The organism is Bacillus litorisediminis (assembly GCF_022808645.1).
Classification (GTDB): Bacteria; Bacillota; Bacilli; order Bacillales; family JC228; genus Bacillus_BF; species Bacillus_BF litorisediminis.
On sequence record NZ_JAKZKT010000008.1, the window covers coordinates 40281 to 54138 of the forward strand.

11 protein-coding genes are annotated in these 13858 nt (G+C 40.1%); 10 read left to right on the forward strand and 1 reads right to left on the reverse strand.

The window, feature by feature from the left end:
• Positions 1-300 precede the first annotated feature (300 nt).
• From clpX to yihA, 4 genes are all read left to right on the forward strand, one after another.
• Positions 301-1566, forward strand: a complete 1266-nt coding sequence (clpX, locus tag MLE14_RS05925) for an ATP-dependent protease ATP-binding subunit ClpX (RefSeq protein ID WP_243297428.1) — start codon at positions 301-303, stop codon at positions 1564-1566.
• A 288-nt stretch (positions 1567-1854) separates the two neighbouring features.
• Positions 1855-3522 (forward strand): ATP-dependent protease LonB, encoded by a 1668-nt coding sequence (gene lonB, locus MLE14_RS05930; protein WP_243297429.1) that lies wholly within the window; start codon positions 1855-1857, stop codon positions 3520-3522.
• A 344-nt stretch (positions 3523-3866) separates the two neighbouring features.
• Positions 3867-6191 (forward strand): endopeptidase La, encoded by a 2325-nt coding sequence (gene lon / locus MLE14_RS05935; protein ID WP_243297430.1) that lies wholly within the window; start codon positions 3867-3869, stop codon positions 6189-6191.
• Positions 6188-6769, forward strand: coding sequence for a ribosome biogenesis GTP-binding protein YihA/YsxC (gene yihA / locus MLE14_RS05940; protein WP_243297431.1), 582 nt, complete (start codon positions 6188-6190; stop codon positions 6767-6769). The genes lon and yihA overlap by 4 nt, the downstream gene beginning before the upstream one ends.
• A gap of 39 nt (positions 6770-6808) precedes the next feature.
• On the opposite strand, the gene MLE14_RS05945 is transcribed toward yihA, so the two are convergent.
• Complete coding sequence (locus MLE14_RS05945) at positions 6809-7288, reverse strand: LiaI-LiaF-like domain-containing protein (RefSeq protein ID WP_243297432.1); 480 nt, start codon at positions 7286-7288, stop codon at positions 6809-6811.
• 227 nt (positions 7289-7515) lie between these two features.
• Here MLE14_RS05945 and hemA point away from each other — a divergent pair, with 227 nt between their 5' ends.
• From hemA to hemL, 6 genes are read left to right on the forward strand one after another with little or no spacing between them, the layout of a single operon-like run.
• The gene (gene hemA, locus MLE14_RS05950) at positions 7516-8862 is read left to right on the forward strand and encodes a glutamyl-tRNA reductase (protein ID WP_243297433.1); all 1347 of its coding nucleotides are present in this window, start codon (positions 7516-7518) and stop codon (positions 8860-8862) included.
• Positions 8863-8880: 18 nt separating this feature from the next.
• Complete coding sequence (locus tag MLE14_RS05955; protein WP_243297434.1) at positions 8881-9714, forward strand: cytochrome C assembly family protein; 834 nt, start codon at positions 8881-8883, stop codon at positions 9712-9714.
• Between the two features lie 15 nt (positions 9715-9729).
• On the forward strand, positions 9730-10665 hold the full coding sequence (gene hemC, locus MLE14_RS05960) for a hydroxymethylbilane synthase (protein ID WP_243297435.1): 936 nt from the start codon (positions 9730-9732) through the stop codon (positions 10663-10665).
• Positions 10665-11411, forward strand: a complete 747-nt coding sequence (locus MLE14_RS05965) for a uroporphyrinogen-III synthase (protein WP_243297436.1) — start codon at positions 10665-10667, stop codon at positions 11409-11411. The genes hemC and MLE14_RS05965 overlap by 1 nt, the downstream gene beginning before the upstream one ends.
• A gap of 12 nt (positions 11412-11423) precedes the next feature.
• Positions 11424-12407, forward strand: coding sequence for a porphobilinogen synthase (hemB, locus tag MLE14_RS05970; RefSeq protein WP_243297437.1), 984 nt, complete (start codon positions 11424-11426; stop codon positions 12405-12407).
• 22 nt (positions 12408-12429) lie between these two features.
• Positions 12430-13716: a glutamate-1-semialdehyde 2,1-aminomutase gene (gene hemL, locus MLE14_RS05975; RefSeq protein ID WP_243297438.1), complete on the forward strand. Its 1287-nt coding sequence runs from the start codon at positions 12430-12432 to the stop codon at positions 13714-13716.
• Positions 13717-13858 lie beyond the last annotated feature (142 nt).

Below are 13858 nucleotides of genomic sequence, written 5' to 3' on the forward strand. Positions count from 1 at the left end.
ACTTAAGGATGTTTTTTTGTGATTTTTTTACAGTTGCGAAAATGAACGTCTGGAAGTATTCTAGATAAAAGGATCCGAATCTTGGCAAGAAATGAAATGGAATTCATACATAATCACGGTTGAAGCAATGAAGAAATGGAAACCATTAAGAATAAGCCTATTTTTTGCAGGAATGAATCTGATCATTTCCCGTACATACTTATTTGTGTTACAATGCAATACATATTCGAGGTTAAAGTTTAGTTTGAATTTTTATTGTTTTCTTTTCTCCAGTTCGGATCAAATCAAAGGGGTGAAAAGATGTTTAAGTTTAACGATGAGAAAGGACAAGTTAAATGCTCATTTTGTGGTAAAACACAGGACCAAGTAAGAAAGATTGTTGCAGGTCCTGGCGTATATATATGTGATGAGTGTATAGAACTTTGTACGGAAATCGTAGAGGAAGAGCTCGGAACCGAAGAAGAAGTGGAATTTAAAGATGTTCCAAAACCTAGAGAGATCCGAGAAATTTTGGACGATTATGTAATTGGTCAGGAGCAGGCAAAGAAATCCTTAGCAGTTGCCGTTTATAACCATTACAAGCGGATTAATTCAAATAGTAAGATTGACGAAGTAGAATTGGCTAAAAGTAACATATGTTTAATCGGTCCTACTGGAAGCGGTAAAACGTTATTAGCTCAAACTTTAGCACGAATTTTAAACGTTCCATTTGCAATTGCAGATGCAACTTCATTAACAGAAGCCGGGTACGTCGGTGAAGATGTTGAAAATATCCTTCTTAAACTGATACAGGCGGCTGACTATGATGTAGAAAAAGCCGAAAAAGGGATTATTTATATTGATGAGATCGATAAAATTGCCCGTAAATCTGAAAATCCTTCCATTACACGTGATGTGTCGGGTGAAGGTGTTCAGCAGGCTTTATTAAAGATACTGGAAGGTACAGTTGCAAGTGTACCTCCGCAAGGCGGCAGAAAGCACCCGCATCAGGAGTTTATTCAAATTGACACGTCTAACATCCTATTTATTTGCGGCGGTGCCTTTGACGGAATCGAACAAATTATTAAACGCCGTTTAGGACAAAAGGTAATCGGTTTTGGTGCTGACACGAAACAGAATGAGGTTGACCAGAAGCATCTATTATCAAAAGCATTGCCTGAAGATTTGCTCCGTTTTGGATTAATTCCTGAATTTATTGGCCGTTTGCCAGTATTGGCAAGCCTGGAGCCATTGGATGAAGGTGCTTTAATCGAAATTTTAACAAAACCAAAAAATGCTTTAGTAAAGCAATATCAAAAAATGTTAGAGCTAGACGATGTAGAGCTAGAGTTCGAAGAAGAAGCACTTGTTGAAATTGCCAAAAAAGCAATTGAGCGAAAAACAGGTGCACGAGGACTGCGTTCCATCATTGAATCCATTATGCTCGATGTAATGTTTGATCTTCCTTCGCGTGATGATATCCAAAAATGTATCATTACAAAGGAAACGGTAACCGATCAGAAGCCGCCAAAATTGCTCCTGGCAGATGGCACTGAAGTTCCATTCGAAACAAAAAATACGGCTTAATTATGGATAAAAGCTGACTCCTGAAGGGGTCAGCTTTTTGTTGTTATTTACCCAATCATTTTGGCGCTCCCAATCCTGCAGAAATCAATGCAAAGTCCGGAATTTCTATTTTATGCATCCCATTTATTTACTGATTTCTCTTGTTTATTCCTTTCTGACAACGGAGATACTAGTTTTTAAAGATAAGCTTGGCAGATGCCTTCAAGATGGTTTGGAAACAATCCAATTGAACATTCTACATAAGCCCAAGTTGATAGTAAATTCTAATAAGATTCAGGAGGGAAAGGGATGAGTTGGACAAGTATTGCATTAGTGGTCCAATTGTTTTTCGGGATCATTATCGGTCTTTACTTTTGGAACTTACTAAAGAGCCAACGTACACAGAAGGTAACAATAGACAAAGAATCACGTAAAGAGATGGAACAGCTGCGCCGGCTCCGTTCTATTAAGCTGACAGAGCCCCTTGCTGAGAAAGTAAGGCCAACCAGTTTTGCTGATATAATTGGACAGGAAGATGGTATAAAAGCATTAAAGGCAGCACTTTGCGGACCAAATCCGCAGCACGTTATTATTTATGGACCTCCTGGCGTAGGGAAAACGGCCGCAGCTCGTCTAGTTCTGGAAGAAGCTAAGAAAAATATGAAATCGCCTTTCCGTCGTTCTGCTGTATTTGTAGAACTGGATGCAACAACTGCCAGATTCGATGAACGGGGTATTGCCGATCCCTTAATTGGCTCTGTTCACGATCCGATTTATCAGGGAGCTGGAGCTATGGGGCAGGCTGGTATTCCGCAGCCAAAACAAGGCGCCGTGACAAATGCTCATGGCGGGGTATTATTTATTGATGAAATTGGGGAACTTCACCCGATTCAAATGAATAAACTACTTAAAGTATTAGAGGATCGCAAAGTATTTTTAGAGAGTGCCTATTATAGTGAAGAAAATAATCAAATTCCGAATCATATCCACGACATTTTTAAAAATGGCTTACCTGCCGACTTCCGTCTAGTCGGAGCAACCACAAGGACACCAAACGAAATACCGCCAGCTATTCGTTCAAGATGTATGGAAGTATTCTTTAGAGAGCTAGACCCCGATGAAATTGCAAAAGTTGCACAACGGGCTGCTGAAAAAGTAAATCTTTCGATCAGTGATCACGGCTTAGAACTGTTGTCATCCTACGCTCGGAATGGACGGGAAGCTGTTAATTTAGTGCAAATAGCTGCAGGCTTAGCCATTACGGAAGATCGAAACTATATCAAAGATGAAGACATTGAATGGGTTATTCATTCTAGTCAGCTATCTCCAAGAATGGAAAGAAAGATAAATGATCAGGCATCGATTGGGTACGTGAATGGGCTAGCGGTGTATGGACCTAATAGCGGTGCTTTATTAGAAATAGAAGTTACGGCTTTGCATGCTAAAGAAAAAGGCAGTATCAACATTACGGGTATTGTTGAGGAAGAAAGTATTGGAAATTCAAGCAAGTCAGTGCGTCGAAAAAGTATGGCCCGAGGCTCGATAGAAAATGTCATTACCGTCCTTCGCTCAATGGGAGTTCCGGCAAGTGAATATGACTTACATATTAACTTCCCAGGTGGTATTCCGGTTGACGGTCCGTCTGCAGGAATTGCGATTGCAACTGGAATTTACTCAGCTATTTTTAAGCAGCCAGTCAAACATGATGTAGCGATGACGGGTGAAATCAGTATTCATGGAAATGTGAAGCCAGTCGGCGGAATACTGGCAAAAGTAAAGGCTGCAAAGCAAGCTGGCGCTAAAATGGTGATTATTCCTGAGGAAAATATGCAATCGATGTTAAAAGAAATAGAAGGAATCAAAATCGTTCCCGTATCCCATCTAAGAGAAGTATTTGATTTAGCATTTGTTGACCAGCACCTCGATGAACATATTGTACCTAAGGCGGTAGAGCTTTCGAAAAAGGAAAGTGTTTAGGGGCCAATGAAAGAAAGCTTCGGCGCTTATGCGTTCCGAAGCTTTTATTTTGTACTTTAAGAAAGAAAAAATTTTGGCAAAGAGGTAAATTCGACGTAAATTAAAATTTTTAGGAATAAATTATAAGTGCAACTAGGCAAGTGCCTAAAGGCTTGGCGCTAGCCAGGTTTTCTTTTATGATTAAAATCTTGCTTGTTTAGTTCGTAATTGATAAAGTTTTTGTGGCATGATATTAATGCAGGGGGCAATCATACATAAAATTTTATAGATAAGGTTTATTTTTGTACAAAGTGAATGACCTAGTATAAAATGATGAATACATGAAAGCAACTGGAGGTGTTACCATGGCCCATAAAAAGAAGATAACGGTACCCTTATTGCCATTAAGAGGACTTCTGGTCTTTCCAACAATGGTGTTACATTTGGATGTGGGGCGGGATAAGTCAGTTCAATCGCTTGAAGAAGCGATGATTGATGATCATCTCATTTTTTTAACAACACAAAAAAATACAGGGACTGAAAATCCATCGAAAGACGATGTGTATCAATATGGAACCATTACGAAAATAAAGCAAATGTTAAAACTGCCAAACGGTACGATCCGAGTTTTAGTCGAAGGACTAAAGCGTGCAAAGTTAATTGACTTTGATGATAGAGGTTCTTATTTAGCAGCAACCGTTGAACCTATTGATATTGAAGATGAAAAGGATATTGAAAAAGAAGCCTTGATGAGGACTTTATTGGATTATTTCGAGCAGTATATCAAAATCTCCAAAAAGGTATCTGCCGAAACCTTTGCGTCCGTTACTGATATAGAGGAGCCAGGACGATTGGCAGATATTATTACTTCCCATCTGCCAATTAAATTAAAGGATAAGCAGATTGTTTTAGAAACGTTAGATGTGTCTAGAAGACTGAATACGGTCATTCAATTTTTGCATAATGAAAAGGAAGTTCTTCAATTAGAAAAGAAAATCGGCCAGCGTGTCAAACGTTCAATGGAAAGGACGCAAAAAGAATATTATTTGCGTGAACAAATGAAGGCCATTCAAAAAGAGCTGGGTGAAAAAGAAGGTAAAACTGGCGAGATTGCTGAACTGACTGAAAAAATTGAAAAGTCAGGGATGCCTGAGCATGTCCTTCAGGCAGCCAAAAAAGAATTAGACCGTTATGAAAAGGTCCCGTCTAGCTCCGCAGAAAGTGCCGTGATTCGCAATTATATCGACTGGCTCCTCGCTCTTCCTTGGAATAAAGAGACGAAAGACGATATTAATTTGAAAAAAGCTGAAAAGGTTTTGAATGAAGAGCATTATGGCCTGGATAAAGTTAAAGAGCGTGTTTTAGAATATTTAGCTGTACAAAAACTTACGAATTCCTTAAAAGGACCGATTCTTTGCTTGGCAGGCCCGCCAGGAGTAGGGAAAACCAGTTTAGCGAAATCCATTGCAACTTCTTTAGGCAGAAATTTTGTCAGGGTTTCCCTTGGCGGTGTTCGGGATGAATCTGAAATCAGAGGTCACAGACGAACCTATGTAGGTGCCATGCCAGGTCGTATTATCCAGGGAATGAAAAAAGCCGGAACGATAAATCCTGTCTTTTTGCTGGATGAAATCGATAAAATGTCGAGTGATTTCAAAGGAGATCCTTCCGCCGCTATGCTTGAAGTGTTGGACCCAGAGCAAAATAGCAACTTTAGTGATCATTACATTGAAGAAACATACGACTTATCGAAAGTTATGTTCATAGCTACGGCTAATAATCTGGCTACGATACCAGAGCCATTGCGGGACCGCATGGAGATTATTACGATTGCAGGATATACGGAGATTGAAAAGCTTCATATTGCTAAAAATCACTTGATTCCAAAGCAAATCAAAGAGCATGGATTGCAAAAATCCCATGTCCAATTCCGAGATGAGGCCATTACGAAAATTATTCGTTACTATACCCGTGAAGCTGGCGTGAGAAGCCTTGAAAGACAAATTGCATCGATTTGCCGAAAAGCAGCCAGAGTCATCGTTGCCGAAGAAAGGAAAAAGGTAGTTGTAACGGAAAAAGTAGTAGAGGAATATTTAGGCCGCCCAAGATTCCGTTACGGTCAGGCTGAGATGGAGAATCAAGTCGGAGTGGCTACAGGTCTCGCCTATACAACGGTTGGCGGAGATACGCTGCAAATAGAAGTCTCCCTGTCACCTGGTAAAGGAAAGCTTGTCCTAACCGGTAAACTGGGAGATGTCATGAAGGAATCTGCTCAAACAGCGTTCAGTTATGTACGTTCAAAAGCTGCAGAATTGGGTATCCCTGAAGACTTTCATGAGAAGCATGATATTCATATCCATGTTCCTGAAGGGGCTGTTCCAAAGGATGGACCATCCGCTGGAATAACGATTGCTACCGCTCTTGTTTCTGCTCTAACTGGCGAACCTATACGCAAGGAAGTGGGGATGACGGGAGAAATTACATTGCGCGGTAGGGTATTGCCGATTGGCGGTGTAAAGGAAAAATCTCTCGGCGCACATCGTGCTGGATTAACAACCATTTTGCTGCCAAAGGATAACGAGAAGGACCTTGAAGAAGTTCCAGAGGAAATCCGAAATGATTTAGATTTTATCCTTGTTTCACATGTGGATGAAGTCCTAAAACAGGCGTTACTAGGTGGCACTCAATGATTATTCATCAGGCAGAAATATATATAAGCGCAGTAAAACCGGAGCAGTATCCCCCTGGCCAGGAGCCAGAATTTGCTCTTGCGGGACGTTCTAATGTAGGAAAGTCTTCATTTATCAATAAAATGTTAAATCGGAAAAATTTAGCCCGTACCTCATCGAAACCGGGTAAAACGCAAACGTTAAACTTCTACCATATTAATGATTCCTTCTACTTTGTAGACGTGCCCGGATATGGTTATGCAAAGGTTTCTAAAAAAGAGCGGGAAGCATGGGGAAGGATGATGGAGAAGTACTTTTCCACAAGAGAACAGTTAAAGGCAGTCTTCTTAATCGTAGATTTGCGCCATCCCCCTTCTAAAGATGATGTAATGATGTATGATTTTCTTAAGCACTACGGCTTGAAATGTATCATTGTCGCGACGAAAGCCGATAAGGTGCCACGCGGAAAGTGGCAGAAGCATTTAAAAATTGTAAAGGAAACTCTCGGGTTTGACCCAGAAGATCATATTCTCCTCTTTTCTTCTGAGACAGGAGAAGGAAAAGATCAGGCATGGAGAATAATTCAATCTTATCTATAAAAAATACCGGCCTTTGCGCCGGTATTTTTTTTGCATAAATTATTTCCTTTTAAAGAACAATAGAATAAGACCGAGTACGATAAAGACAAATGGCCAAAATCGTTGAATAAAGGCGATGCTAGTTTCCAAGAAGCCAATACCAGTCGCTACTTTATCGGAAAATAAGAGGAAGACCGCTAATATTAGAAAGGAAAGGCCAACACCTAAGCCATCGCCTTTTTTCTGATAATATAAAAGAAATGCTAAAGCAATTACCAAGACAAACACACCAAAATGGCCGGCCCAAAGTGATAATTGTGCAACTACATGAAAATGAATCCCAATCCCGATAAAAATGACACCTGGTATAATACTTTCATAGTCTTTTCCTATGTATGCCTGGCCGAGAAAAGCAACACCAATAATCGCTAAAAGAGTTGGCCACGACTGAAGAAAGCCCCATTCTGGGATCCAATCATCAATAAAAAAGTAACAGCCAAAGCCTAAAAGTAAAATTCCTGGAAAAATTCGATGCTTCATTTTTCTCTCTCCTATGTGTATAACTTGAATCTTGAGTCTTTTTTTGATACTGTACGTATGAGAGTTGTCGAAGGTTGGAAAAACATAATTAAATTTGTCTGACCTTTTTTAGATTAGCATAGTTTTCGAAATCTGTTCACAATTAATTTTAGGCTAAGCGACCTAGAGTTGTATAATACATATGTGGATATTTGAGTGGAAAGGACCGAAATGGGGGTGTCCGAATCATGCATATCTTATCAGTAGGGATAAATTTTAAAACGGCTCCTGTCGAAATTCGCGAGCGCTTGTCTTTTCAAGAGCAAGACCTTTCACTTGCGATGAAGCAGTTAAGCCAACAGAAAAGTATACTGGAAAACGTGATTGTTTCAACTTGTAACCGTACTGAAGTATACGCGGTTGTCGATCAGCTGCATACAGGACGTTATTATATAAAGGATTTTCTTTCCAAATGGTTTAACATCGATAAGGATGAATTCTCCCCATACCTATTCTTTTATGAAAATGAACATGCCGTTGAGCATTTATTTAGAGTAAGCTGTGGTTTGAATTCTATGGTGCTTGGTGAAACACAAATTCTCGGACAAGTCCGTTCCAGCTTTTTAATCGGACAAGAAGAAAAAACTACGGGCACTATCTTTAATCATTTATTTAAAGAAGCCATTACAGTAGCTAAAAAGGGTCACTCCGAAACGGAGATTGGTTCTAATGCAGTATCTGTCAGTTACGCGGCTGTGGAACTTGCCAAAAAGATCTTTGGTTCTCTAAAAGATCAGCACGTCCTAATTATCGGTGCAGGGAAAATGGGTGAGCTGGCCGCTGAAAATCTTTATGGCAATGGTGTTGAAAAAGTAACAGTCGTGAACCGGACATTTGAAAAGGCGAAAGATCTAGCTGATAAATTTAAAGGACAGCCAAAGTCTTTACAAGAATTGCAATGTGCCCTTTTAGAGGCAGATATTGTGATCAGTTCAACTGGCGCACAAGGATATATCATTACAAAAGAAATGATGGCTGATGTTGAAAGAATCCGTAAGGGCCGTCCAATTTTTATGGTTGATATTGCGGTTCCGCGAGATCTCGATCCTGCCATTGAAGAGCTGGATAGTGTCTTTTTATATGATATTGATGATTTAGAAGGTATTGTTGAAGCGAATCTTGCTGAAAGAAAGAAGGCAGCAGAGGAAATTGAGTTGATGATTGAGGAAGCAATTGTAGCTTTTAGCCAATGGGTCAATACATTAGGGGTTGTCCCTGTCATCAATGCATTGCGTGAAAAAGCTTTGGCGATTCAGGCAGAAACCATGAAAAGCATTGAAAGAAAGCTGCCTCATTTAACAGAACGGGAACAAAAGGTTTTAAATAAGCATACAAAGAGTATCATTAATCAGCTGTTAAAGGAACCTATTCTTCAAATTAAGGAACTTGCTGCTGAACCGAATGCAGAAGAATCGATAGCATTATTTACGAAGATTTTTGGTATTGAACAATCCTTGGAAGAAGAAAAACTAAGACTGCAGCAGCCTTCGTTCCAAACGAATAAAAAGAAAACCGCTGTGGAGTCATTATCATAAACAAGCGGGGTTACGCCTATGTTAGACTTATTTTTGACAAGGCTACATGAGCTGATGGTTATTTTATATGCCATCAGCATCTTGTTTTATTTCATAGATTTTATTGATACAAATCGGAAGGCGAACCGAATCGCATTTTGGTTACTGGCAATTGTTTGGTCTATGCAAACAATTTTTTTGTGTTTTTATGTAATCGAAATTGGTCGGTTCCCCGTACTCACCATTTTTGAGGGTCTCTATTTTTATGCGTGGGTACTCGTCACCCTTTCGTTAACGATTAATAAGTTTTTAAAAATGGATTTTATCGTGTTTTTTACGAATATACTTGGATTTATTATAATCGCGATTCATACATTTGCACCAGACGATACAGATTCAACAGTGATGGCTGAGAGGCTAATATCCGAGTTATTATTTACCCATATTACGATGGCCATCTTGTCCTATGCTGCTTTTTCTTTATCCTTTGTATTTTCAATTGTTTATTTAATCCAGTATGATTTATTAAAGAGGAAAAAATGGGGAAAACGCCTGCGTCGGCTTAGTGATTTATCAAAGCTTGAAACGATGTCCTATATCTTAAATATTATCGGGGTACCTATTCTTCTATTAAGCTTGATTCTTGGAATTCAATGGGCATTCTTAAAACTGCCCGGATTGAATTGGTTTGACCCGAAGATTATCGGATCATTCATCGTTCTCATTGTGTATAGTGTGTTCCTCTACATGAAGGTTAGACGGCATAAAACGGGGAAATCCCTGGCACTTTGGAACATCGCATCTTTTTTAATCGTGTTAATTAACTTTTTCTTGTTTGGAAGCCTGTCTTCCTTTCATTTTTGGAACACCTAATAGGAGGGATTTTTCATGCGAAACTTAACGGTTGGTTCACGTAGAAGTCAGCTGGCTCTAACACAAACAAAATGGGTTTTATCACAACTGAAGCAATTGAACGAAGAGACTCTTACTTTTCATCTCCATGAAATTGTTACGAAAGGTGACAAAATTTTAGATGTAACACTTTCGAAGGTAGGCGGTAAAGGTCTTTTCGTTAAAGAGATTGAGCAGGCATTACTGGATGAGAGAATTGACTTTGCGGTACATAGTATGAAGGATATGCCTGCAGAATTGCCAAAGGGGCTCATCATTGGCTGTATACCAGAACGGGAGGATCATCGGGATGTCCTTATATCAAAAGGACATGTTCCGTTAGATGAACTGCCGGCAGGTGCTGTTATCGGGACGAGCAGTTTAAGAAGATCTGCGCAAATATTAGCAAGAAGACCAGATCTAACGATTAAATGGATTCGTGGTAATATTGATACCCGCCTTCAGAAGCTCGAAACAGAGGATTATGATGCGATTATTTTGGCTGCGGCCGGGTTAGCGCGGATGGGCTGGTCAAAAGAAGTCGTTACTCAATATTTAGATCCGGATATTTGTATTCCCGCTGTAGGTCAAGGTGCACTTGCGATTGAGTGCAGAGAGGACGATGAGGAGCTATTACACATTTTAAAGCCCCTTCATTCTGAAGAGACAGCTAAAGCGGTCTTGGCAGAAAGAGAATTTCTGCAAAAAATGGAAGGCGGATGCCAGGTGCCAATTGGCGGATATGCATCCATTAAAGACAATGGCATTATATCGATGATGGCACTTGTCGCAGCACCGGATGGTGAGATTATCTATAAAGAGATTGTTGAGGGAACAGACCCAATCCAAGTTGGAAAAGAAGCTGCAGAATTGCTTTCAAGCCATGGTGCAAAAGAGCTGATTGACAGAGTCAAGCAGGAGTTGGACCATTAATGAACGCTGAACAGCCTTTAAAAGGGTATCACGTCCTATTTCCAAGAGGTGGAGAGGCTGCTAAGAAATTTGCACATTCAGTTTCAGAAGCTGGAGGGGTTCCGCATATTGTTCCACTGATCGATTTTCGGCCCATTGAATTTTCTGTATCAAAAGAAAGATATGATTGGATTATCTTCACCAGTCAAAATGCGGTCACCTATTTTTTTGAGAAAGTTAAAAGTGAGAATATTACAGCTAGAATTGCTGCAGTTGGGAAAAAAACGGCCAACGCGATTGAAAGAAAAGGGCTGATGGTTCAATTTACACCCAGTGTTTATGCTGCAGATGTCTTTGTAAAGGAATTTGCCGAAGTGATTAAAGGCGGTGACAAAATCCTTTTACCTAGAGGTAATCTGGCTCAGCCTGTCATTAAAAATGAATTAACAGCAAAAGGAGCCTTGGTAGAAGACCCGATTGTATATGAAACCTTTTTTCCTAGACAAAGCCGGGAACAGTTAAATGAGCTCTTACAAAATTACAAGCACAACATGATTATTGCTTTTACAAGTCCATCAACCGTTCATCATTTTATGGAGGTCTGTTTAGCCATTAAAGATAGGATGGAACAACAAGAATTTATCTGCGCTGTGATTGGTTCTTCCACACAGAAAGCGCTAAACGCTTTTGGAATAGAGGCCGATATTATACCAGAGCAATATACGTTCGACGATTTGTTTAAAGCGATTGTAAAATATACAAATTAGGAGGCTGTAAAAATGCACGATTTAGATTTTAGACGCCATCGCCGCTTACGGCAGTCAGCAGGGATCCGTACGATGGTTAGAGAAACCCGGCTATCTCCAAGTGACCTCATGTACCCTCTCTTCGTTGTTCAGGGGGAAGGCATCAAAAATGAAATTTCATCGATGCCAGGAGTATTTCAAATTTCATTGGACTACTTAAAAGAGGAAATTGAAGAAGTCGTTTCTTTAGGCATTCCATCTGTTATTTTGTTCGGTGTACCGTCTCATAAAGATGCTGTTGGTTCTGAAGCTTATAACGATGAAGGAATTGTTCAAAAAGCAACGAGATTCATTAAGGAATATTTCCCAGAACTTGTTGTTGTAGTAGACAATTGTCTATGCCAATATACGGATCATGGTCATTGCGGAGTTATCAGAGACGGTCAAGTGGACAATGATCCATCCTTAGAACTATTAACCAAAACCGCTGTCAGTCAAGCGAAAGCAGGCGCTGATATTATTGCGCCATCCAATATGATGGATGGATTTGTTGCTGCGATTCGCCAAGGTTTAGATGAAGCAGGTTATACTCATGTACCGATTATGTCATACGGGGTGAAATATGCTTCAGCTTTTTATGGTCCATTCCGTGATGCTGCTCACAGTACACCTCAGTTTGGAGACCGCAAGACGTATCAAATGGATCCTGCTAATCGGTTAGAGGCAATGAAAGAAGCATTAACTGACATAGAGGAAGGCGCCGATTTCCTTATCATTAAACCAGCACTGTCCTATTTAGATATTATCCGGGAAGTGCGAAATGAAGTTTTTGTCCCAATTGTGGCCTACAATGTCAGCGGTGAATATGCAATGATTAAAGCAGCCTCCAAAAACGGCTGGATCGATGAGAAGAAAACAGTCCTTGAAATGTTTACTAGCATGAAGCGTGCAGGTGCTAATATTATTATGACCTATCATGCAAAAGAAGCAGCCAGATGGATGACGGAAGAACTTTAATCCGATTTAGGAGGTTTCATTGATGAGATCCTACGAGCGTTCAAAGGAAGCGTTTAAAAAAGCACTTGAATTAATGCCGGGCGGAGTGAATAGTCCAGTCCGGGCCTTTAAATCTGTTGACATGGATCCGATTTTCATGGAAAGAGGGAAAGGCTCGAAGATTTATGACATTGATGGCAATGAATATATTGATTACGTTCTTTCTTGGGGACCCCTTATTCTCGGCCATGCCAATGACACAGTAGTTGAAGCAATCAAAAAAGTAGCGGAATCTGGTACCAGTTTCGGAGCGCCAACACTTGCTGAAAACCAGTTAGCTGAACTTGTGAAAGAAAGAGTTCCTTCTATTGAAATCATACGTATGGTTTCTTCAGGAACAGAGGCAACAATGAGTGCCCTCCGTTTAGCCCGCGGTTACACAGGCAGAAATAAGATTTTAAAATTTGAAGGAAGTTATCATGGACACGGAGATTCTCTTTTGATTAAAGCAGGTTCTGGTGTTGCAACTCTTGGCCTCCCAGATAGTCCAGGTGTACCTGAAAGTATAGCGAAAAATACAATTACGGTGCCTTATAATGATATTGAAAACACCAAACTCGTATTTGAAAAGTATGGCGATGATATTGCTTGTGTAATTGTAGAACCTGTCGCTGGAAATATGGGAGTTGTTCCGCCAGTTGCCGGGTTTCTTGAAACACTGCGCGAATTGACTGAACAGTATGGAGCACTATTAATTTTTGATGAAGTCATGACAGGCTTTAGAGTTGGCTATAATTGTGCTCAAGGCTATTTTGGCATTACTCCGGACCTCACCTGTCTTGGAAAAGTAATCGGGGGCGGGCTGCCGGTTGGAGCATTTGGCGGAAAAGCTGAAATCATGAGTAAAATTGCTCCGTCTGGTCCGATTTATCAGGCAGGCACGCTCTCAGGAAATCCATTAGCGATGACAGCGGGATATGAGACACTAAGGCAGCTGACTCCAGCTGACTATGAGGACTTTGTGAAAAAAGGTGACCGTCTGGAGGCTGGAATTAAAGAGGCAGCAGAAAAATATAATATTCCACACTGTGTGAATCGCGCCGGTTCTATGATTGGCTTTTTCTTTACCAATGAAAAAGTTATTAATTATGAAACTGCGAAAACGTCAAATCTTCAATTTTTTGCTGCTTACTATCGGGAGATGGCGAATGAAGGTGTCTTCTTGCCGCCATCCCAATTTGAAGGTTTATTCCTTTCAACAGCGCATACAGATGAAGATATCGATAAAACAATCGCTGCGATTGAAAGAGCTTTTTCAAAGCTTGCCTGATAGAAAGATAAAATCCCTTGCATAATTCATTGTGCAGGGGATTTTATCTTCTTCAGAAGTTTTTCCCAATCCTTTCATACTTCTGTTCATAAATTGTCTAAGCGTTTCATAAAGTGTTAATGACATACTGAACTTTTAAATG